The following is a 21267-nucleotide window of genomic DNA, read 5'->3' as shown; positions in this document are numbered from 1 at the left end:
ACAGGCTGCGCTACCGGTGGAGGTAGCGCTGGCGGGATGGATCATGCCGCGCTCGCGCTGACAGGCTCGATCCGGTCGGCGGGCTCGGCGGAGCCCGCATGGAGATCAGGGGGATCAGATGCGCGACCTCACCCGGGACATCGACAGTTTGCCTTTCCTCGACGTGTACTCGGCTGACTACGTCTCGGACCCGCTCGGCATGATCGAGGCGCTCGGGCCGGGGGTTCCCGTCGCCCGGAGCCCGCGCGGGGTGGAGTTCCTCAGCTACGACCTGGCGCGGGCGCTGCTGCGTGACGAGCGGTTCACGGTGGGCTTCGCCGAGCTGCTCACCGCCTGCGGGCTGAACCGGGGCAATGTCGCGTACCGCTACAGCGTCGCGAACACGGCGGCGCTCGAAGGCGAGGCCCACCGGCGCCAGCGCCGGCTGCTGGGGCCGCTGCTCGGCCCGGTGGTGATCGAGCGCTCCCGGGGCGTGGCGCGCCTGATCGCGGCCGGGCTGCTCGACAGCCTGGCGGGCGACGAGTTCGACTTCGCCAAGGCCGTCGCGCCCCACGTGCCGGCCGCGTACTTCTGCCACCTCATCGGCGCGCCCGCCGAGGACCACGAGCTGGTCGCGGCCTGCTCGGACATGCTGCTCAAGGCGTTCCGCGCCGATCCCCGCCATCGTGACGAGATCGAACGCGGCGCCCGCACGCTGGTCGGCTACGCCCGCGCCCACATCGAACGCCGGCGCGCCGAGCCGGGCGACGACGTGCTCTCCCAGCTCCTCGTGGCGGAGCGGCGGGGCGAGACGACCACGGAGGAGATCCTCGAAATCCTCTTCACGCTGCTGACAGCCAGCACCGACAACACGAGCGCGGCCCTCTCGCACACCGTCATGGCGCTCGCCGCGCATCCGGACCAGTGGCGCCTGCTGCGCGAGGACCCCACACTCATCCCGAGCGCGGTCCAGGAGAGCCTGCGGGCGCGTCCGAACGTCTGGTCGGACCCGAGGCTCGGCAGCGCGGACCAGGAGTTCGCCGGGCTGGCGATCCCCTCGGGCACGTGGCTGTTCGCCTCGGTGATCGCCGCCAACCACGATCCGTCGGTCTTCACCGACCCGAAGCGGTTCCGGATCAGCCGTACGCATCCGAGACCCGTGCTGAACTTCGGCTCCGGGCGTCACGCGTGCCTGGGACGCCTGATCGCGCTCATCGAGATCGAGGAGACCGTGCGGCTGCTCGTCGAGCGGTTCGCGAAGATCGAGGTCACCGGGCCGGTCGTCCGGGACGGGCAGCCGCACGGCGACTTCGTCCGCGCCCTGCCCGTCCGCCTCACACCGGCCCGCCCCGGCTCGCGCTAGAGACGGCCGCCGCGGTCAGCCGAGGTAGGCGGCGCGGACGCGCGGGTCGGCCAGCAGGTCCGTGCCCGGCCCGGACATGGTGGTCCGGCCGAGGTCGATGACGTAGCCGTGGTCGGCCAGCATGAGAGCGGCCAGGGCGTTCTGCTCGACCATGAGGATCGTCGTCCCCTGGTTCCGGAGCAGGGCGATGGTGTCGAGGATGCGCCGGATCATGATGGGCGACAATCCCATGGTGGGCTCGTCGAACATGAGCAGCGCCGGCCGGGCCATCATGGCGCGGCCGATGGCCAGCATCTGCTGCTCGCCTCCGGAGAAGAGCCCCGCCCGTTGCGTACGGCGTTCCCCCAGGACGGGGAAGAGGTCGTAGACGCGGGCCATGTCCTTCGCGACGTGGCGGTCCCGGCGCAGGTGGCCGCCCAGGCGCAGGTTCTCCTCGACGGTCATGCCGGCGAACAGGCGACGCCCCTCGGGGCAGTGCGCGACGCCGGCGGCGAGGACGGCGTGCGCCGGCAGGTGGTGGATGGGGCGGCCCCGGAGGCGGATCTCGCCGCGGTGCGGGCGGAGCAGGCCCGACACGGCCTTGAGCACGGTGCTCTTGCCCGCGCCGTTGGCGCCGACGAGGCAGACGATCTGCCCCTCCTGGACGGTGAAGCCGACGTCCTTGACGGCCTCGATCGCGCCGTACGCGACCGCGAGTCCGTTCACTTCGAGCATCAGGCCGCTCCTAGGTAGGCGTCGATGACGCGCGGGTCGGCGCGTACGGTCTCCGGCGGCCCGCTGGTCAGCAGGCGTCCGCGCACGAGCACGTGGACGTGGTCGCAGAGGGAGAAGATGAACCTGGTGTCGTGCTCGATCACGACCACGGAGATCCCGCGCCGGCGGATGGCGTCGATCAGGCGGCTGACGGCGGCCGTCTCGGTGGCGTTCATGCCGGCGGTCGGCTCGTCGAGCATGAGCACCGACGGGTCGCCCGCCAGCGCCCTGGCGATCTCCAGACGCCGCTGGTCCCCGTACGCCAGGCTGCGGGCGGGGGCCTGGCCGGCCGGGTCGAGCCCGACGAAGGCCAGTTCGGCGCGGGCGCGTTCGACGGCCTCTCTCTCGCTCCTGCGGAACCCGGGGCCGTGCAGGAGCGCGTTCAGCAGGCTCTGCCTGATCCGGGTGTGCCGGCCGACAAGCACGTTGTCGAGGATGGACATCTCGGAGAACAGGCGGATGTTCTGGAAGGTGCGCGCGATGCCGCCGCGGGCCGCCTCGGCGGCGTCGGCCACGAGCGGCCGCCCGTTCAGCACCACCTGCCCGGACGTGGGTGCGTACAGGCCCGTCAGGCAGTTGAAGAGGGTGGTCTTGCCGGCGCCGTTGGGGCCGATCAGCCCGACCACGCCGCCGTCGGGCACGGTGAGCGAGACGCCGTCCAGCGCGAGGAGGCCGCCGAAGGACATGAACAGGCGCTCTGCGACGAGAGTCATGAGGACACCAACCCCTTGGGCCGGAAACGCATGATGAGGATGAGGGCGAGCCCGAAGAGCATCAGCCGGTAGTCGCTGAACTCGCGCAGCTTCTCCGGCAGCACGAACAGCAGCGAGGCGCCCACGAGCGCGCCGGGCACCGTGCCCATGCCGCCGAGGATCACCGCGGCCAGCAAGGTGACCGATTCGCTGAAGTCGAAGCTCTCGTAGCCGACCGTGCCGAGCTTGTGCGCGAAGACCGCGCCCGCCAGGCCCGCCAGCGTGGCGCCCACCAGGAAGGCCAGGATCTTGGCCCGGCCGGTGCGCACGCCCATCGCCCTGGCGACGTCCTCGTCCTCTCTGATCGCCAGCCAGGCCCGGCCGGTGCGGCTGTGCTTGAGGTTGGCCAGGACCGCCATCGTGCCGGCGACCAGGAGCACGGTCAGCGCGTAGTAGAGGAAGCCGGCGGGCAGTCCGCCGACCGGCTGGTCGAAGCCCTGCCCGAAGAGGGTGATCGGCGGGATCCCCGGGATGGAGTTGGCGCCGCCGGTCAGCCCGCCGATGTCGTTCTGCGCGGCCCGGAAGAAGATCTCGCCGAACGCGAGCGTCACGATCGCCAGGTAGTCGCCCCGCACGCGCAGGGTGGGCGCGCCCACCACGACGCCGAGCAGGCCCGCCACCACCGCGCCCGCGAGCGCCGCGACCGGGAAGGAGACCACGTGGGCCAGGTTCGCGGCGGTGAAGGCGCCGATGCCGAGGAAGGCCACGTAGCCGAGGTCGAGCAGCCCTGCCAGGCCCACGACGATGTTGAGCCCGATCGCGGTGGCCGCGTAGATGCCGATGGTGGAGGCCACCGTCATCCAGTAGCCGGTTCCGGCCTCGGTGAGCGGCAGGAGCATGGCGCAGGCCAGCAGGACGGTGAGGCTGAAGGCCCGGTGCCGTTCGGCCAGGGCCGAGAGCCAGGAGAGCACCCCGTACGCGGACAGGATGCCGAACAGGCCGACGGCGAATCCGAGGAACGACAGGAACTCGGCCCCTCCGTGCGGGTTGGTCGCCCGGCTCTGCCCGCCCGCCGTCAGCATCGCCGACACCGCCCACAGCAGGGCGGCGAAGGCCGCCACCAGGATCGGCCAGGCCAGCGCGCGGGACGGAAGCTTCCACGTGGGGGCGGGTTCCCTCCGGCCCAGCCAGATCAGCAGGGCGCCGCCGGCCAGCGTCACCGGACCGCCGAACGACAGGACGCCGAGCGCGGCCAGGAACGCGGTGTGGACGAGCGCGATGACGGCCGCGCCCGCGCCCGCGGCCCGGCTCGCGCGGGGCAGCATCGCGGCCAGCCCCAGGAGCAGCAGGTGCAGGCGGAAGCCGGTGACCAGGTACGGGGCGTCGAAGAACTGCAGCGTGGCCAGGCCGGGATAGGCGCCGCCGGGGATGACGGCCGACGCCCACGGCGACAGCGCCCCGAGCAGCACCAGCGCGGCGCCCGGCGCGGAACGCCAGGCGGAGCGCGGCTCGCGCCGGGACGGCGCTTCGGTGACCGGGCGGTCCCGGACGAAGGAGGACGTCATGCCCGCACCCTCTCCGGCCGGCCGAGGAAGCCCTGCGGGCGGAACATCAGGACCAGGATCAGCAGTGCGAAGACCCACACGTAGTCGTACTGGGCGCCGCCCCAGGCGTACTGGCCGGCCAGTGACTTCACCAGGCCGATGGAGAGCGCGCCGAGCATGGCCCCGCGGATGCTGCCGATGCCGCCGAGCACGGCCGCGGTGAAGGCGAAGATGCCGTTCTGGAAGCCGATGGCGGTGTCGATCTGCGTGTAGTGGATGCCGTACAGGACGGCGCCCACTCCCGCGAGCGCCGCGCCGAGGACGAACGTCGCCAGGATCACCCGGTCCGGGTCGATCCCCATGAGCCGGGCGGTCTCGGGGTCCTGGGCCGTGGCGCGCATGGCGCGTCCCAGGCGGGAGCGCTCCACGTACAGGTGCAGCGCGGCGGCCAGCAGGGGGGCGACGGCGAGGGCCAGCACGCCGGTCCACAGGACCGTCACCGGCCCGAGCACCAGGTGCCCGTCGGGGAAGGCGCGCGGGAAGGCCAGCGGCGCGGTGGCGCCGGGGTAGAAGACCCGCACCACCTCCTGCAGCAGGATGGACACCCCGAGCGCGGTGATCAGCGGCGCCAGCTTGTGCGCGCCGCGCAGCGGCCGGTACGCCAGCCTCTCCACCGCGACCGCGACCGCCACGGAGACGGCCACCGCCGTCACGCACATGACCGGCAGCGCCGTGTCCCAGGGCGTGTCCGCGGGCAGCAGACGCAGGGAGACGAAGTGCGCGCCGAACGCGCCCACCATGAACACCTCGCCGTGAGCGAAGTTGATCAACTGGACGATGCCGTAGACCATCGTGTAGCCGAGCGCGATCAAGCCGATCAGCGCACCCAGCACCAGACCGTTGACGATCTGCTGCGCCAGAGTGGACACGGCTTACTTCGCCTCGAACTGGTCACTCAGCACGTCCTTCCACGCACCGGACGTGACCTTGTACACGGTGAACATCTTGTTGACGCTGTCGCCGTACTGGTCGAATCCGATCGTGCCGTTGGCGCCCGAGTCGGTCCGGTACTCCTGGACCTGCTTGATCAGCTCGGCGCGCTGTTCGAGCCCGCCGTTCCAGCCGCCGCTCGCGGTCACCTTGCCGGCCGAGGCGACGATGACGTTGGCCGCGTCGAAGGCGAAGGCGCCGAAACCGCCGTACCCGTCGGAGAAGCCCTTCTTCTTGTACGCGTCCACGAACGCCTTGCCGCTGTCCAGCTTGTCGATCGGCGCGCCGACAGAGGTGGCGACGTCGCCGTCCTTGCCGCCGAGCGCGATGAACTGGGGGTCGAACAGGCCGTCGGTGCCCGACACGGGCACGTTCAGCCCCAGGTCCCTGGCCTGCTTGCTGAGCGGGCCGGCCACGTGATACTCCGAACCGACGAAGATCGCCTCCGGGTTCAGCGTCTTGACCTTGGTCAGCACGCTGGAGAAGTCGCTGTCGTTCTCGTTGACCTTCTCGCGGATGACGATCTGCGCGCCGAGGCGTTCGGCCTCCTTGGCGAACTCCGTCGCGCTGCTCTCACCCACGGCCTTGCCGTCGGTGATGATCGCCAGCTTCTTCTTCCCCTCCTTCTGCACCATGTAGCGGGCGTTGAAGGGGCCCTGGAGGTCGTCGGTGCCGACGACGCGGAAGTAGTTGCCGTACTGCCGTTTCGGCGCGGTGGCGAAGTCGGCTCCCCTGGACAGCACCGGGTCGGTGTTGCCCGGCGAGATGAGCAGCAGCTTGGCGGCGGCGATCTTCGGCTGGATCGCCCGCGCCACGCCCGAGTTGTACGAGCCGACGACTCCCACGACGTTGGGGTCGTCGGCGAAACGCTGGGCCGCCGCGGCGCCCTTGTCCGGGTTTGCCTCGTCGTCCTGCGCATCCATCGCGAGCTGGTATCCCTTGACCGCGCACGCCGCGTTGGCCTGGTCGACGGCAAGCTGGACCGAGTTGCGGATGCCGAGCCCGATCGCCGACAGCTTGCCCGACATCGGCGCGATCACGCCCACGACGAGCGTGCCCTTGCTCGTGTCGCACCCCCCGGCGCTCCCGGCCGTCTCGGTCTTGCCCGCCGCGCACGCGCTGGTTCCCGTGGCCGTGACGACGGCCAGCAGCGCGGACAGCACGCCGGTGGTCTTGCTCTTCAACGCAGACTCCCTCGTTCCCCTGCATCCCGACACCCCGTCGGACCGGAGGGACGCTAGAGTCCTCGGCTGTCCACGCGACAGACCCATTCACTGCCCGAAAACTGTCCGGTGAGGGACGGCCCCGGCTCAGCCGAGAGCGGACCAGTCGCGGATGGGCCTCGGCCCTGTCAGCACCGAGTCCTCGTAGGCGACGTCGGTGACGCGGATCTTCATGTACCGGGTGCCCGAGAACACCCAGTAGTCGTTCGCCTCGCCCGGCACCGGCAGCATCTCGTCGATGCCCTGCCTGAACGCCGGGACCTTGTGGAACGTGCCGGGCCAGCCGTCGAGCCGCGCCGGGCCGCGGGTGATCTGGCCGCCGGGGCCCTCGCCGTCCAGCCTGGTCCGGACGTACCTGTCTCCGGAGAACACCCAGTACTGCTCCGGGTCGTCCGGGGTGCGCACCACCGCGTCGATGCCGTCGTCGGCGAGGTCGCCGAACACGTCCGCCCAGTCGCTGAGGGGTCGCGGCCCCGCCACCAGCGTGTCGTCGTACGCCTGGCCGGGGCCCGCCAGGCGGATGCGGACGTACTCGCGGCCGGAGAAGACCCAGTACTCATCGGAGGAGCCCGGGACCCGCAGCGTCGCGTCGATCCGATCCCGGAACGCGGGCAGGTCCTCGAAGGTGTCGTCCCACGTCCGGAGCGGCGTGGCGGCTCGCAGGATCTCGCCTATCGGGTAACCCCGGGTGGAGAGGCGGGCCCGGACGTAGCGGTCGCCGGAGAACAGCCAATAGCCGCTCGGGGCGTTCAGCTCGGGGTCGTCGGGGACGGGCATCACCGCGTGGACGCGCCGCAGGGGCTCGGCGGCCGTGGCGCTGGGGGTGGCGGGCTGGGTGGCTGGCTGACTGGCCGGCGGGGTGGCGGGGCTCGTCGTCGCCGCCGCGGCGGCGGGGGTGTCGTCCGGGGCGCGGTTCGTGAGCGCGACCGCGGCCACGGCGGCCGTGAGCACGACGGCGGCCGTGATCGCCACCAGGCCGGGCAGCCGGCGGCGCGGCACGGCGCGGGATCGGCGCGGGTGGGTCGGCAGGTCGGGCACGGTCGGCGTCGTCGAGGCGAAGGGCCGCAGCATCGCGCTCGCCTCCGCGATGGACGGGCGGTGGGCCGGGTCCTTGCGGAGCAGGGCTTCGAGCAGCGGGGTCAGCGGCCCGGCGGCGGGCGGGAGGTCCGCCGCCTCCTGGGCGATGGCGTGCAGCACCCCGGCTGGCTCCGGCCGGGCGAACGGGGACCGTCCCGACACCAGCACGCACAGGGTGACGCCGAGCGAGAACAGGTCGCTGGGCGGCCCTCCGGGCTGTCCGCGGAGCCGCTCGGGCGCGATGTACTCGAGCGTCCCCACCACCGCGTCGGTCTCGGTGAGCGAGTCGGTCCCGGTCAGCGCCGCGATGCCGAAGTCGCACAGGACCACCCTGCCGTCGCGGCGCAGCAGGACGTTGGCCGGTTTGACGTCCCGGTGCAGCGCGCCGGCGGCGTGCACGGTCTCCAGCGCGGACAGCAGCTGCAGGCCGATGGTCGCGGCGTCGGCCGGGGTCATCGGGCCGGCGGCGGCGAGGTGGTCCTTCAGCGAGGGGCCGTCCACGTACTCCATCACCAGCCACAACCGCTCGTCGTGGATCAGGAGGTCGTGCACGCCGAGGACGTTCGGGTGCGAGATCCGGGCGATGACCTGGGCTTCCCGGTGGGCCCTGGTGAGCTGGGCGGCGCGCGTCTGGCCGGTCGTCCGGAGGTGCATCTCCTTCACCGCCACCGTACGGCCCAGGAGTTGATCGGTCGCCCGCCACACGGTGCCCGTGCCGCCGCTGCCGAGCTGGTCCAGCAGTACGTACCGTTCAGAAAGCACGCGTGGTCCCCCGAGGTCGAAGATCGCCGTATGCCCCCATCTTCGGCCATTCCCGGGCGTCAGGCGGCTCGGATTGCCCAGGCGAATGGCTGCTGACTGCCACAATTCATAATGAATTCCTGCTGAGTCAACTAGTCCGGATATAGCCTGCTATACCGTTGCATGCCCGCCTGCTCCACCTCCGCGGAGCGTCCGGTCCTCAGTCGTGGGAGTGTGGATGACGGTCGACGATCGCGGGGATCGTCGGCGCCCGGGCGGACGCTGGGACGTGCAGGCCCGTGGCCGCGCCACGGTCGACGCGCTCGAACGCCTCGTCGGCGGCATGGGCACGGGGATCGTCGCCATGATCGCGCTGCTGCTGCTGACCGCCACCGCGCTGCTGTGCCTGGTCGGCGTGGGGCTGCTGCTGGTGCCCGCCGCACTGCGCGAGCTGCGGGAGGTCGCCGACCGCGAACGACGGCGGCTCTCGCGCTGGGGCCCGGAACTCACCGGCCCGGGCACGACCCCCTCCCGGCTGCGCGACGCGGCCACCGACCGCACGGTCCGCCGCGAGCTGGGCTGGCTGGTGATCCACGCCGGGTTCGGGGGGCTCCTGGGACTGCTCGCCCTCACGCTGCCACTCCAGGCCCTCAAGGTCGCCGCCCTCTCGCTGTGGTGGTTGCTGCTGTCTCCGGAGCAGCCCGCGGTCGAATCCTGGGGATGGTGGACCATCAGGGACGTGCCCAGCGCTCTCGGCGTCGCCCTGCTGATCCCGGTGTGGATCGTCCTCACCATGATCGCCGCGCCCGGCCTGGCACGCTTACAGGCATGGCCCGGGCGGCGGCTGCTGCGCCACGCCCCGGATTCCGCCACGGATCTGACCTCGCGGGTGGCGGAGCTGACCGCGACGCGCGCCGCGGCCCTCGACGCGCACGCCACCGAGCTGCGGCGGATCGAACGGTCGCTGCACGACGGGACGCAGAACCGGCTCGTCGCCGTCAACGTGCTGCTCGGGGCGGCCCGTCGCGCGCTGGAACGTGATCCGTCCACGGCCGGAGAGCCCCTGGTGCGGGCCCAGGACGCCGTCAGGCAGTCGCTCGACGAGCTCCGTGGGGTCGTGCGGAGCATCCTGCCGCCCGTCCTGATCGACCAGAGCCTCGCCGACGCGCTGACCGGCCTGGCCGCGACCAGCCCCGTGCCGTGCACCGTGGCCGTGGACCTCCCGGCCAAGGCCGCCGCCTCCGTCGAGGCCACCGTGTACTTCCTGGTGGCCGAGGCGCTCACCAACACCGCCAAGCACGGCCGTGCGCGGCACGTCGCCGTCGAGGCCCGCCGCGTGGGCGACCGGCTCCAGGTCCGGATCACCGACGACGGCCGAGGCGGGGCGGACGAGCGGCACGGTTCCGGGCTTCGCGGCATCCGCGGCCGGGTCGAGGCGCACGACGGGACGTTCACCCTGGACAGCCCGCCCGGCGGGCCCACCGTGCTGGCCGTGACCCTGCCCTGCGGGCCGTGATCCCCGCCGTTCCGGAGCCGGTACGGCCTGCTGTACCCGCAGGAGGCAGTGCGCGGGATCGCCCGCGCGCACCGGCGGCCCGTACCTTCGGTCCGTAGCGGTTGATCGAGGGGGAGCAAGGCGTATGCGCCTGGCGAGCGATTATGAACCGGAGCAACTGGGGCGACAGGTACACCTCGCGCGGGAGCAGGCCTTCGTCGGCCGGGGCGCGGAGCTGGCGGCCTTCCACGCGGCCCTGCACGGCAGCCACAGTGTCCTGTACGTGCACGGTCCCGGCGGCATCGGAAAGTCCGCGCTGCTGCGGCGGTTCGTCCAGGACGCCGCCGCCGCGAACCGCCCGGTGGTGCACATCGACGGCCGTGGGCTCGTGGCGTCGCCCGAGGCGTTCGAGGCCGAGGCCGCGCCGGTGCTGCGCGACCCGCGCGCGGTCCTGCTGGTCGACGCCTTCGAGCAGCTTCAGGAGCTGGAGGAGTGGCTGCGGGAGGAGTTCCTGTCGCGGGTGCGGATGGGGGCGCTGGTCGTGCTGGCCGGCCGGCACGCCCCGGACGTGCGCTGGCACGCCGACCCCGGGTGGGCCCGGGCCTTGCGGGTCATGCCGCTGCGTGACCTGCCGCCCGCCGAGGCGCGGGCGCTGCTCGACTCCTGCGGGGTGCCCGAGGAGTCGCGCGAGCGGGTGCTGACCTTCGCGGGCGGCCATCCGCTGGCGCTGCTGCTGGCCGCGGCGTCGGGGGGCGCGGAACCGGAGCACGAGCTCGTGACCGCGCTGCTGGACCAGCTCGTGGGCGAGGTGCCCTCGGCCGCGCACCGGCAGGCGCTGGAGGTCAGCGCGCACGCGTACGTGACGACCGAGGATCTGCTGCGCGCGGTGCTGCCGCACGACGCCGAGGAGCTGTTCCGGTGGCTGCGCCGGTTGCCGTTCATGGAGTCGGGCGCCTCCGGGCTGTACCCGCACGCCCTGGTGCGCGAGATCCTGGAGGCCGACTTCCGCTGGCGGGACCGGCAGGGACACGCCGCCATGCACGAACGCGTCCGGGCCCACCTGGCCGGAAAGGTCCGGACGGCGGCCGATCCCGACGTGCCCGGCGCCGTGGCGGCCCTGCTCCACCTCCACCGCGGCGACCAGCCGGCGAGCGTACGCGACGCGCACTCGACGGCCGAGTTCCGCGAGGAGCCTCTGAACCCGGCGGACGTCGAGGCCCTGGTCGAGATGGCGGCCGAGACGGAAGGGGAGGAGGCCGCGGGCTGCGCCGCCTTCTGGGCCGGGCGCCGCCCGGAGGCGTTCCGCGTCTACCGCCGGGCCGCGACGGGCGAGCCCGTCGCCTGGTTCGCCTGGCTGCGGCTGCCGGGACCGGACCAGGAGGAACTCGCGGCCGACCCGGTCGTGGCCGCGGCGTGGGCGCACGCGCGGGCCACGGCGCCCCTGCGCGCGGGCGAGCACCTGGCCGTCGCCAGGATGTGGCTGCCACGGGGACGGCCGGGCGGCAGGGCGTTGACGGCGATGATGCGCTGGCGGGCCGTCGGGGAGTGCCTGCGGTCGGAGCAGATGGCCTGGTCCTACTGGGCGCTGCCGGAGCACGAGGCGCACGAACACCTGTGGCGCTGCGGCATCGGCAGGATCGACGTCCGGCCTCGCGTCGGGGACGCGGCCTATGACCTGTTCGCCCACGACTGGCGGGCGGTGCCGCCCCAGGCGTGGCTGGAGCGCTTCGGCCGGACGACGGCCCCGGAGGCGGGCGGCGGGGCGGGGCGGCTGGCGGTGCTGTCACGGGCCGAGTTCGGCGAGGCCGTCCGGCAGGCGTTACGCCACTTCTCGCGGCCCGGCGCGCTGGCCGCCTCGCCGCTGACGCGTACCCGGCTGGTCACCGAGCGGGCCGGGCGGGCCGGGCGTGATCCGGCGACGGCCCTGCACGACCTGCTCCGCGAGGCGATCGACGCCCTGCGCGACGACCCGCGCTCGGTCAAGCTGCACCGGGCGCTCGCCGTCACGTACGTGAGCGGCCCGCCCACCCAGCAGCTCGCCGCCACCCGGCTGGGCCTGCCCTTCACCACCTACCGCCGCCATCTGACGGCCGGCGTGGAGCGGATCGGCTCCGACCTCTGGCACGCCGAGCTGTACGGCGTCGCCGGTCCCCGTCACCGGCTGTGAGCCTGACCCTCTCTTATGACAAAAGCCCTGACATGGTGACATGTCGGCTATAACCTGCGTACCTCCGGTGCTGATCAGCGAACGGCCCTGTGCCTGGCCGAGGAGGTACGTTCCCATGACGGTCGCTGAGGGCTGCCGGGCCGCGCGGCTGCCGCGGGCGCGATGGCGGACGCGATGGGCCTGGCGCTGGGACGTGTTCGGCCGGGGCCGTGCCACCCTGGACGCGCTCGAACACCTCGTCGGCGGCATAGGCACGGGAATCCTGGCGCTGGCCGCGCTCCTCACGGTGATCGTCACCGCCCTGGCCTGCCTGGCCGGCGTCGGGCTGCCGCTGATGCCGGCCGCGCTGCGCGGGTTGCGCGCGGTCGCCGACCGGGAGCGGGCCCGGCTCTCGCGCTGGCACCCGGACGAGATCATCGCCCCGCCCCCGCCCCCGGCGGGGCTGCGCGCCGCCCTCGCCGACCCGCCCGTGCGGCGCGAGCTGGCCTGGGCGGTCGTGCACGCGTCCACCGGCATCCTCGTGGGCGTGCTCGCCCTCACCTTCCCGGTCCACGCGGTCCAGGACGCGACCTTCGCGCTGTGGTGGTGGGTGCTGCCTGCGGGGGACGCCACGGCCGCGACCTACGGGATGTGGGAGGTCAGCGACCTGCCCAGCGCCCTCGCCGTCGCCGTGCTGGCCCCGATCGAGATCGCGCTCACCCTGCTCCTCGCGCCCCGCATGTCCCGGCTGCAGGCGTGGTCCGGCCTGCGTCTCCTGCGGCCCGGCCCCGGCGTCGACCTGAGCCTGCGCGTGGCGCAGCTCACCGCGACCCGCGCCGCCGTCCTCGACGCGCACCTCGCCGAACTGCGCCGGATCGAGCGGTCGCTGCACGACGGGACGCAGAGCCGCCTCGTCGCCGTCGACGCGCTGATCGCGGACGCGCTGCGGGGGCTGGAGAGCGACACGGCCGGCGACACAGCCACCGCCATGACCTCGATCGAACGGGCACAGACCACCGCCGAGCAGGCGCTCGCCGAGCTCCGGGGCGTCGTGCGGAGCATCCTGCCGCCCGTCCTGACCGACAAGAGCCTCGCCGACGCGCTCACCGGGCTGGCGGCGGCCTGCCCGGTGCCCTGCGTCGTCGACGCCGGCCCGCCGGTCAGGGCCGCCGCCTCCGTCGAGGCCACCGCCTACTTCGTGGTGGCCGAGGCGCTCGCCAACGTCGCCAGGCACAGCCGGGCCCGGTACGCCGTCGTCAGCGTCCGCCACCGGGACGACCGGCTGTGCCTGCGGGTGGTGGACGACGGACGCGGCGGGGCGGACGAGAGCGGCCCCGGGCTCACCGGCATCCGCCGCCGGGTCGAGGCGCACGACGGGTCGTTCCTGCTGAACAGCCCGGACGGCGGGCCCACCATCCTCAACGTGACCCTGCCAGGACCGCTTCAGCGTTCGTCGCGCGAGCTCGACGCGGCTATGGCGGGCCCACCGCGTACGCCCGGACGACGATCTGGGTGAGGGCGGCGCCGCCGGCCGCCTCGACCCGGACGCGCAGCGACACGTAGCCCGGTGTGCCCGGGTTGCGGACGGCGGCCTGCCAGGACGGACCCGCGCCGGAGGCGCGCACGGGCCGCCAGGTCGCGCCGTCGTCGGCGGACGTCTCCAGGCGGACGCTCACCGGCCGGACCCCGCCCTCCAGCCGCATCGGCAGCCGGGTCAGCGATCCGGCGGGGGCGCGGTTGACCGCGTCGAGCCCGGCCGGGCCGAAGCGCATCGCCATCACCGGCAGCGGCCGTTCTTCCCCGGTGCGCGCGGAGGGCACCGTCCAGACGGCGTCCACGGCGGTGGACAGCGTCGCGGCCGGCCGGCGCGCGGACGCGCTGATCGTGTACGTGGCGGCTCCGGCCGGCAGCTTCGCCCGCATCTCGCAGGACTCCGGGGAGTCGATCCAGCAGCCGGCCAGGTCGGCGGTGGCGAGCACCTGCCCGTCCCTGGCGACGGTCGCCGTGCCCGTCGCCGCCTCGTCGCTCCCGGCCCGTCCGGCGGCGCCGTCGGCGAACAGGGCGGCCGGGCGGAACACCAGTTGGTCGCCGGTGCGCCGGGCGTGGATCCCTGCGAGCGACGGGCCCGTCGCCGCGGCGTTCCACAGCTCTCTGGTGGAGCCTCGGCGTGCGGTCCTCTCCTCGCCCGTGATCAGCGCGGTGCCGATCAGGAGCGCGCCGCTCCAGGAGAGGCCGGGTGTCCGGTACTGGGTCAGCGTGCCGGGCAGGTCCAGGTCCTTGGGGGGCGCCAGGGGCATGCCGCTTGCGCTGCCGAGACGCACCGTCGTCAGCGGAGTCGCCGTGCCCGCCGTGCCCGCCGTGCCCGAGGCCCGGTAGGTCGAGGTCACCTTCGCCAGCTCCCGCCGTTCGGCCGCGTAGCCGGGATCGTCCGGGAGCCCGCCGACGTGACGCCGGGCGAGGTCGTAGAGGGAGCCGGTGGCCTCGTTCACCCACTGGTTCCTGATCAGGAACTTCAGGCCGGGCTCGCGGGCCGGGACGACGAACAGCCGGTCCGGGTACCTCGTGAACGAGAGCCAGGCCGTGGCCCATTTCCCGGACTCCAGCTGGAAGTCGAAGCCGTTGTCCTGGACCGCGCCCGGGTCGTCGATCGAGAACAGGAACTGCTTGCCGGCCCGCGCGTCCAGCGTCACCTCCTGGTCGGTCTCGCCCACGGTGACGACGGTGTGGGCGATGGTGGTGCCCTCGCGCTCGGAGGTGTCCGACAGCAGGCTCCACCGCCCCTTGGGCAGCCTGATCCCGGCGCGGCCGTCGGCGAAGGACAGCTCGTGCTGTACGCCGGTCTCCGGGTCGAAGGCGTGGACCAGCGGGTCGACGGGCGTGCCGGACCTGCCCAGGGCCGTGACGGTCACCAGGTGGGTCTCCGGTTCCACGTACGCGCCGACCGGCGTCCGGATCACCTGGTCGCCCGACCGGGCGGTGACGACGCCCGGGTGGTCGCCGGTCGGCCTGCCGCTCGCGTCGATCGTCAGCGTGACCGTCGCCTGCCCGTGCGCGGGCACCTCGGCGCGGTCCGCGGAGAGGCCGAGCAGCTCGCCCTCGGCGGTCAGGCCGAGCGTGACCGGGGTGTCGCCGGTGTTGGTGTAGGTGATGGTCCTGGTCGCCACCCTCTCGGCCGTGCCGAAGGGGAAGAGCGCGTGCAGGCTGCCCGGTTCGGCCACCACGGGCTGGGCGAGCGCGCGGGCCACGTCGACCAGGCCGGCGCCCTGCCGGTACGGCGTCTCGTCCGCCGCGGGCGCCGCGCTGCCCATGAGGGCCGCCTTCAGCCGAGGGCCGGTCCAGCCGGGGTGGCGCTGGGCGAGGATCGCGGCGGCCCCGGCCACGTGCGGCGCGGCCATCGAGGTGCCGTCCATCGCGACGTGGGCGCCGCCCGCCTGCGCCGCCACGATCCCGACGCCCGGCGCCGTGACGTCCGGCTTGATCGCGTGGTCGCCGAGGCGGGGCCCGGCGCTGGAGAAGGGGGCCAGGCGGCCGTCCCGGTCCACGGCGCCGACCGTCAGGGCGGCGTCGGCGCTGCCGGGGCTGCTCACCGGGTTGCGGCCGGAGTTGCCTGCGGCGACCACGAACAGCGCGCCTGTCCGCTCCGACAGCACGTCCACGGCCTGTTCCACGGGGTCCAGCCCGGGTGTGTCGGGACCGCCCAGGCTCATGTTGACGACCTTGGCCTCGACCTCGACGGCGGCCCACTCCATGGCGGCCAGCAGGGCCGATTCGGTGAACGTGCGGCTGCCCAGCTTGGCCACGGCGATCTCCGCGTCCGGGGCCACGCCCCGGTACTTCTCCCCCGCCCCCGCGATGATCGACGTCACATGGGTGCCGTGGCCAATGTTGTCGCGGATGTCGGGTTCGTCGCTGAAGTTGCGTGACTGCTTGACCGCGTTCTTCAGGTCGGCGTGATCGGGGTCGTACCCGGAGTCGAGCACGGCGACCTTGACGCCCTTGCCGGTGAAGCCCTGGCTCCACGCGGTGGGCGCGCCGATCTGCTCGGCGCTGCGGTCGAGGGTGAAGGCACGGCGGCCGTCCAGCCACAGCTTGGCCGTCCCGGCGGCCAGTGACGGACCGCCCCCGCCCGCGAGGTCCCGCCAGGTCCGGGCGGCGCTCGCCTTGGGCAGTCGCGTCGTGGTCAGGCCGGCGGCCGCGAGGCGCCGGGCCGGCCCGGCGTCCCGCAGCCGGCCTGCCGCCTCGCTCGCCGACTGGACGATGAGCGGGATGTCCTTCCTGGTGGCGTCGCCGTAGCCCCACTGGAGTAACTGGGTGACGTCGAACAGCCGCCGGTCGAGCACGCCCTTGGCGATCAGCGGGCGGGCGTCGGACGGGATCACGTGCAGGTGGCCCCCACGCACCTGCCCGGAGAAGCTGACCTCGCGGTCGTCCGCGGGCGTCACCCGGTATCCCCGGCCTGTCACTGTGACGCGGTCGCCGGTGATGAGCGTGACCTCGTCCGCGGCGGGAGCCGGGGGCTCGGCGCTCGCCCGCGCGGGCGGCGACGGCGTCACGACCGTGGCCGCCACCAGCAGCAGCGTAACCGCCGGCGCCTTCACGAGCCGCTTCCGTCGCCGTCGGAGCAGCCGTGCTTGCGGTCGATCGTCCGCTTGAGCTCCTCGTCCATCGGCTCCTCGCCGACGACGAGGAACGCCTTGCCGTACTCGGACAGCCCGCCGCCGGTCACGTACAGGGAGTCGGGCGCCGTCGTCGTGACCTCCGCGTCCTCGCCGTCCGAGCCGGGCTTCGTGATCGCGAACTCGGTGATCGTCACGCCGAGCGAGGCCAGGGTCCTGCGCACCTCGCCCACGCGGAGGTTGACGAACGGCTTGCAGTGCAGGAGCTCGCCCCGACTGCCCAGCGAGGTGACGACCTGGTACTCCTCCCCGGGACGGCCTTCGCGGCCCAGCTTGAGCTCGGCGGCGCCGGTGAAGTCCTTGGCGATGGTGAGCCCGATCGGGCAGCTCAGCGTGGGGGCGCATCCCTCCGGGCGGTCGATCGTCCTGATCTTGTCCGCGTGCGGGAACGGGCCCTTGCTCCACCCCGGGGTGTCGAGGTGGATCTCGCCCACGTAGGAAGGGGGGACGGGCACGACCTTGAGCGAGACGTTCAGGCCCGCCTCCTTGAGCTGGGCGGTGTAGACCTCGGGCCGGGCGTACAGGTCCTTGACCTCGATCAGGTAGTGGTCGCCGGCGTCCTTGATGTTCAGCGCGGAGGCGGGGGCGGCGCCCAGCACGGCCGTGAGCGACCAGCCCGCGGCGACCGCCGCCGCGAGCGGCAGCGCCAGGATCGGCCGCCGCCACAGCGGGCGCCGGGTGCGCGGTGCGGGCTCGGCGGTGTCCATGATCCGGGTCAGCATCTCCACGGCCGCCGGGGTGAGCCCGGGACCGGGGTCGGGGGCCAGGCTCTTGACGACCTCGTCGGGGGTCATGCGCTCTCCTTGGCAAGGCGTACGGCGCGCGTGCCGTACGCGCTCAGGTCGATGTCGTGGGCGGCCAGCTCGGCGGCCAGGCGCTTGCGCGCGCGGTGCAGGCGCTGGCGGACGGCCACGCGCGAGCAGCTCAGCACCTTGGCGATCTCGCCGGTGTCCAGCCCTTCCCAGCCCACCAGCGACAGCAGCTCCCTGTCGTCCTCCGACAGGCGGGCGAACGCCGCCCCGGCTCCTGCCGGGATCCGGTCGGCCGCGGCGGCGCCGGCGGCGGCGAGCTCTTCGCGAAGGCGCACTGTCAGGGCCGTGTGGCGCAGGGCGCCGCGCCGATGGTTGGCCAGGACGCGCCGCGCGGTGCCGTACAGCCACAGCCTGGCCTCGTCACCGGCCGGCACGTCCGCCAGCCGTCGCCAGGCCGTGGTGAACGTCTCGGCGATCACGTCGGCGCAGTCGTCCGGATGGTCGGTGCGACGGCGGACGTAACCGGAGACGGCCGCGTAGTGCTCCGTGTAGAGCTCTTCGAAGCGCTGCCGGGGCGCCACGGCTTCCTTCTGGTTCAGGAATGTCACATGAGAGTGAATGTCCGGCAATGTACCGGTGTGACAGGGCGGGCTTCGGACAGCAAGAAGCCCCAGCTCAGCGAACTGAACTGGGGCTCTGTCGGGGTGCGCCGCCAGGGACTCGAACCCCGGACCCGCTGATTAAGAGTCGCTAGCCTTGGTGTTAGGTCACGCCTGAATGCCCCTGATCGTGACACTCTGGCAGCTTCTACCGGGATGCTAAATGCCCCAGAATGCCGCCGCGTACTAACGCATGCCACGTGCCGAAGAGCAACCAACGAGCAACCGCGCGGGCTTCAGGAAGATCAACTTCTCCCACAACTCGGCGTGGGTGAACCCGCATCGGATCGTGCACGGTGAGGTCGAGCAGGCGGTCAGCACCGTCCAGACGGCTTCTTGTTGAAACTCCGGCGAGAACTGCCTACGACGGGGACTGTACTGTCTTTTCATGGAACGGATCGGCGAGGGTAGGCCGGTACTTCGGCACCCGGACGAGCCGCTCGGGCTCAGCGATACGTGCATACCGTTTGAGGTATGCAACGCCAGGCCGAGACGGGGAGCGCATTCCAGCAAGCCGACGCCCTGGTCGAGCAAGTGTGTAGATCGTCTGCGTGCTGATGTCCAGGTCATGTGCGTATCGCATTCTCAGTTCGTCCATTGCAAGGTCCCAGAAGGATTTGTAGCGGTTAGCGCCGGGCAGCCATGGCGCGAGATACCAGGCTTCCCACTCGCCTTCAGTGGTACTGACGTGAGGGGTGGACACCAGCATCACCGCCGCGGCGTCGACCGGATGACGCCGGGCGATCTGCCGCGCACCGCGCACGAGCGCGGCGGCCTCGTCGAGGGCCAGTGCGGGGGTGGTGCCGACCTTGCCGACCTCGGGCGTCTCCACGAACGTAGCGGGGCTGTGGCTGATCACCCGGCGGCGCACCGCATACCCGTACAGCGTTTCAGCGTGGAGATGTGTCGTTTGACGGTGGCGGCGGCCAGCGGGCCGCCGCCCCGGCCGAGCACCGCCGCGTGGCCGCTGCCGGTGCCCAGCTGCTCGGCGTAGGCGACCAGGACGTCCTCGCTGACCTGCCACAGCCCGGCGCCGGGCGCGGCAGCGGCCCACCAGCGTACGAACTTGGCCAGGTCGGCCAGCCGGGCGCGGCGGGTCGCGGCGGTTTTGCCCGCGCGCAGCCACGCGGCCACGGTCGGCCAGCTGGCTCGCTGACCAGGAGTCGGCACGTCGTCGGCGCGTGGCAACGTGTCGATGAGGTCAACGTCGGCGCCGGGCACCTCGCCGCCGTCCCTCGGCCGCCGCCGGGGACGCAGCCCGGCGATGTCACCGACCGAGTCCACCAGCGGCGCGGGCGGCGGCAACGGCGGCTCGGCCGCCTGATCGACCCCGCCGGCCACTCCCCCGCCACCGTGACCGCCCGAGCCGGCAAGCGTCGCGCCCGCTCCGGGACGCCACACCGCGGTGGGCACGAGCACGTCGTCGCGGCTCATACGACTCCTTCGGGATCGAGGCGCTCCGAGGGGGCCTCTCCGGCTGGCCCCTGAGAGTTCTCATTCTTCTGTCAGAAGCTGATGCTTCATGGGAGTCGATCCTGGCATCGGGGGCGGAGGAACGGACGGCCAAGCGCGAGGCGAGCGACCCCGGGTGCGTTGGGCATTTCGGGAGCGTCAGGGGCGCGGAGCGGGCAGCGGCTGCTGATCATGGCGTATCCGGGCAAGGGCGACAAGGAGGTCGTCCACCGGAACCGGAGGTGACTTGGTCCTCCCATGTTGCCGCGCTCATGCGCCTGTGCGCCGGCCAGAGGGTTACTCGTAGCGTGCGCGTCGGGCGATGGGGGTGAATCCCAGTCCGCTGAACAGTGCGGCCGACGCGGGGTTGTTGACGTTGATGTCGAGGAGGACATGCGTGTCTCCGGATGCGCGGAGCCTCTCCAGCGCGGCCAGCGCGAGCATCTGGCCGATCCCCTGACCGCGCCGTGCGGGAAGCGTGCCGATCTGGATCAGGAAACCTTGAGCGCAGGTAACAAAGCCGAGAGGATCTCCATCGTGCCGGCGTGCCACCAGCGAGCAGTGGGGGCGGAAGGCATCGTCGACGGTCCAGTCGATCCATTGCTGCTGTGACCAGCCGGGAAATCCGGGCCGGTCGGCGAAAGACCGCTGGTACGCCTGAAAGAAGAGGTGGCGCGTGTCTTCCTCCCAGGGCTGGACGGTGATGCCGGCGGGGATCGCGGCCGGTGGAAGAGCGTGCAGGTCGAGGCGCATCACGTCTTCGGCGAAGCTCTGGCGCAGGCCACGCGAGACGAACAAGGCATCGGCGTCAGGTGTAAGTGACTCCGTCTCCACGCTGACGCGCGCTCCTCGGCCCCGGGCCAACTGGAGCAGCCGATCCAGCAGTTCCGCCCCCAAGCCTCTACCGCGGTGTTCTGGATCGACCCATCCGGTGATGACAGGGTCCTGGCGCACCAGACGCACGCATCCAGCAGCCAGCAACCGGTCCTCACCGAACACGCCGACGCTGATCATGTCCAGGCCATAGCGTCGCCCCAGAAGATCGCCCCAAGCCTCCTGCTCTCCTCCATCACGCGCCGTGCATCGGCCCGCAAGATCAGCTATCTGAGTGAGATGCTCCGGCGAGAGCGCCAACCACGTCATATTCATACTCCAGTCCGGTAAGCGCCTGCCCCAGCGATGGCGTAGACGTCCCGGGTGGGGACGCGCTCGGTGATAGGCAGGTGAGCAGGCGCTCAACTTGAAGATCAGAGCCAGAACCACTCGATCTTCGCCTTGGTCCGCCGCTCCGCCATGAAGGCGAAAAGGCGGCCCGTCCCGCGGCAGCAAGCGTGGCATCGTCTAGCTGAGCGGGGCGGCGACAGCGTACTGCACCGAAGAGAACGGCGGTAGGACACCGGACCGACCGCCGCTCCCCTCGGCGGGGGCCATACGCCCAGCGGTGAGGCCATCCCCAAGGGAGAGCCTGACGCTCAACGACCCTGAAACCCTGCACCGGCTTGTGTCACGCGGGCGAGGTACCGCGTCCTCGGGACTCCGCTGCGCCATTCGGCGTCTGTCATGCGCAGTACGCGCCGTCCGATCCAGCCGTAGGCGGCCAGGTGCAGCAGGGCGCCGGTGGACTGGACGGCGGGCGTCTGGTCCATGGTCAGGAACGGCACGAGGGTGCCGGCCAGTGCGGCGGCCGGGACCCACCAGGGCACGGACTTGACCTTGGCCAGGGTC

17 protein-coding genes are annotated in these 21267 nt (G+C 72.6%); 4 read left to right on the top strand and 13 right to left on the bottom strand.

Translation table 11 applies throughout. The features are described from left to right. Window positions 1–118: 118 nt before the first annotated feature. Window positions 119–1342 (top strand): cytochrome P450, encoded by a 1224-nt coding sequence (locus tag AB0G11_RS43740; protein WP_357592803.1) that lies wholly within the window; start codon window positions 119–121, stop codon window positions 1340–1342. Window positions 1343–1357: 15 nt separating this feature from the next. Here AB0G11_RS43740 and AB0G11_RS43735 read toward each other — a convergent pair whose 3' ends face one another. The 6 genes from AB0G11_RS43735 to AB0G11_RS43710 all read right to left on the bottom strand — a co-directional run bounded on the left by AB0G11_RS43735 (window position 1358) and on the right by AB0G11_RS43710 (window position 8383). After that, window positions 1358–2056, bottom strand: coding sequence for an ABC transporter ATP-binding protein (locus AB0G11_RS43735; RefSeq protein ID WP_357592801.1), 699 nt, complete (start codon window positions 2054–2056; stop codon window positions 1358–1360). Next, a complete protein-coding gene (locus AB0G11_RS43730) occupies window positions 2056–2808 on the bottom strand; it encodes an ABC transporter ATP-binding protein (RefSeq protein ID WP_357592799.1) in 753 nt (250 codons plus the stop codon). Before AB0G11_RS43730 ends, AB0G11_RS43735 begins: the two co-directional genes overlap by 1 nt. Further along, entirely contained in the window at window positions 2805–4352 is a 1548-nt protein-coding gene (locus AB0G11_RS43725) for a branched-chain amino acid ABC transporter permease (RefSeq protein WP_357592797.1), read from the bottom strand. The genes AB0G11_RS43730 and AB0G11_RS43725 overlap by 4 nt, the downstream gene beginning before the upstream one ends. After that, entirely contained in the window at window positions 4349–5260 is a 912-nt protein-coding gene (locus AB0G11_RS43720; RefSeq protein WP_357592795.1) for a branched-chain amino acid ABC transporter permease, read from the bottom strand. Before AB0G11_RS43720 ends, AB0G11_RS43725 begins: the two co-directional genes overlap by 4 nt. Window positions 5261–5263: 3 nt before the next feature. Further along, the gene (locus AB0G11_RS43715) at window positions 5264–6505 is read right to left on the bottom strand and encodes a branched-chain amino acid ABC transporter substrate-binding protein (RefSeq protein WP_357592793.1); all 1242 of its coding nucleotides are present in this window, start codon (window positions 6503–6505) and stop codon (window positions 5264–5266) included. A gap of 126 nt (window positions 6506–6631) precedes the next feature. Next, window positions 6632–8383: a serine/threonine-protein kinase gene (locus AB0G11_RS43710; protein ID WP_357592791.1), complete on the bottom strand. Its 1752-nt coding sequence runs from the start codon at window positions 8381–8383 to the stop codon at window positions 6632–6634. Between the two features lie 217 nt (window positions 8384–8600). On the opposite strand from AB0G11_RS43710, the gene AB0G11_RS43705 reads away from it, so the two are divergent. From AB0G11_RS43705 to AB0G11_RS43695, 3 genes are all read left to right on the top strand, one after another. After that, window positions 8601–9878, top strand: a complete 1278-nt coding sequence (locus AB0G11_RS43705; protein ID WP_357592789.1) for a sensor domain-containing protein — start codon at window positions 8601–8603, stop codon at window positions 9876–9878. 124 nt (window positions 9879–10002) lie between these two features. Further along, the gene (locus tag AB0G11_RS43700) at window positions 10003–12024 is read left to right on the top strand and encodes an ATP-binding protein (RefSeq protein WP_357592787.1); all 2022 of its coding nucleotides are present in this window, start codon (window positions 10003–10005) and stop codon (window positions 12022–12024) included. A 115-nt stretch (window positions 12025–12139) separates the two neighbouring features. Then, window positions 12140–13519 (top strand): sensor domain-containing protein, encoded by a 1380-nt coding sequence (locus AB0G11_RS43695; protein ID WP_357592785.1) that lies wholly within the window; start codon window positions 12140–12142, stop codon window positions 13517–13519. Here the strand turns inward: AB0G11_RS43695 and AB0G11_RS43690 are convergent. The 7 genes from AB0G11_RS43690 to AB0G11_RS43660 form a co-directional block, all read right to left on the bottom strand. Continuing rightward, window positions 13476–16601 (bottom strand): S8 family serine peptidase, encoded by a 3126-nt coding sequence (locus AB0G11_RS43690; RefSeq protein WP_357592783.1) that lies wholly within the window; start codon window positions 16599–16601, stop codon window positions 13476–13478. The two genes, AB0G11_RS43695 and AB0G11_RS43690, sit on opposite strands and share 44 nt — an antisense overlap. Further along, window positions 16598–17473 carry a hypothetical protein gene (locus AB0G11_RS43685; RefSeq protein WP_219506904.1) on the bottom strand — a complete coding sequence of 292 codons (876 nt, stop codon included), beginning with the start codon at window positions 17471–17473 and terminating at the stop codon, window positions 16598–16600. Before AB0G11_RS43685 ends, AB0G11_RS43690 begins: the two co-directional genes overlap by 4 nt. Next, complete coding sequence (locus tag AB0G11_RS43680) at window positions 17470–18039, bottom strand: RNA polymerase sigma factor (RefSeq protein WP_357592781.1); 570 nt, start codon at window positions 18037–18039, stop codon at window positions 17470–17472. The genes AB0G11_RS43685 and AB0G11_RS43680 overlap by 4 nt, the downstream gene beginning before the upstream one ends. A gap of 412 nt (window positions 18040–18451) precedes the next feature. Then, window positions 18452–18922 carry a hypothetical protein gene (locus AB0G11_RS43675; protein ID WP_357592779.1) on the bottom strand — a complete coding sequence of 157 codons (471 nt, stop codon included), beginning with the start codon at window positions 18920–18922 and terminating at the stop codon, window positions 18452–18454. Between the two features lie 23 nt (window positions 18923–18945). Beyond that, on the bottom strand, window positions 18946–19524 hold the full coding sequence (locus tag AB0G11_RS43670; RefSeq protein WP_357592778.1) for a hypothetical protein: 579 nt from the start codon (window positions 19522–19524) through the stop codon (window positions 18946–18948). Between the two features lie 315 nt (window positions 19525–19839). Continuing rightward, window positions 19840–20556 (bottom strand): GNAT family N-acetyltransferase, encoded by a 717-nt coding sequence (locus AB0G11_RS43665; RefSeq protein ID WP_357592776.1) that lies wholly within the window; start codon window positions 20554–20556, stop codon window positions 19840–19842. Window positions 20557–21014: 458 nt separating this feature from the next. Further along, the coding region (locus tag AB0G11_RS43660) for a hypothetical protein (protein ID WP_357592774.1) at window positions 21015–21267 on the bottom strand (253 nt) is incomplete at its 5' end.

Source organism: Nonomuraea sp. NPDC023979, from assembly GCF_040639085.1.
Taxonomy (GTDB): Bacteria; Actinomycetota; Actinomycetes; order Streptosporangiales; family Streptosporangiaceae; genus Nonomuraea; species Nonomuraea ceibae.
The sequence above is the reverse complement of the archived record's forward strand: the minus strand, read 5'-3'. Positions and strand labels throughout refer to the sequence as shown.

What these genes read in the sequence shown, in the direction of transcription:
- AB0G11_RS43735 (WP_357592801.1), bottom strand. Translation starts at nt 2,056, where the DNA reads ATGCTCGAAGTGAACGGACTCGCGGTCGCGTACGGCGCGATCGAGGCC.
- AB0G11_RS43740 (WP_357592803.1), top strand. Translation starts at nt 119, where the DNA reads ATGCGCGACCTCACCCGGGACATCGACAGTTTGCCTTTCCTCGACGTG.
- AB0G11_RS43670 (WP_357592778.1), bottom strand. Translation starts at nt 19,524, where the DNA reads ATGAGCCGCGACGACGTGCTCGTGCCCACCGCGGTGTGGCGTCCCGGA.
- AB0G11_RS43700 (WP_357592787.1), top strand. Translation starts at nt 10,003, where the DNA reads ATGCGCCTGGCGAGCGATTATGAACCGGAGCAACTGGGGCGACAGGTA.
- AB0G11_RS43725 (WP_357592797.1), bottom strand. Translation starts at nt 4,352, where the DNA reads ATGACGTCCTCCTTCGTCCGGGACCGCCCGGTCACCGAAGCGCCGTCC.
- AB0G11_RS43695 (WP_357592785.1), top strand. Translation starts at nt 12,140, where the DNA reads ATGACGGTCGCTGAGGGCTGCCGGGCCGCGCGGCTGCCGCGGGCGCGA.
- AB0G11_RS43685 (WP_219506904.1), bottom strand. Translation starts at nt 17,473, where the DNA reads ATGACCCCCGACGAGGTCGTCAAGAGCCTGGCCCCCGACCCCGGTCCC.
- AB0G11_RS43665 (WP_357592776.1), bottom strand. Translation starts at nt 20,556, where the DNA reads ATGATCAGCGTCGGCGTGTTCGGTGAGGACCGGTTGCTGGCTGCTGGA.
- AB0G11_RS43730 (WP_357592799.1), bottom strand. Translation starts at nt 2,808, where the DNA reads ATGACTCTCGTCGCAGAGCGCCTGTTCATGTCCTTCGGCGGCCTCCTC.
- AB0G11_RS43705 (WP_357592789.1), top strand. Translation starts at nt 8,601, where the DNA reads ATGACGGTCGACGATCGCGGGGATCGTCGGCGCCCGGGCGGACGCTGG.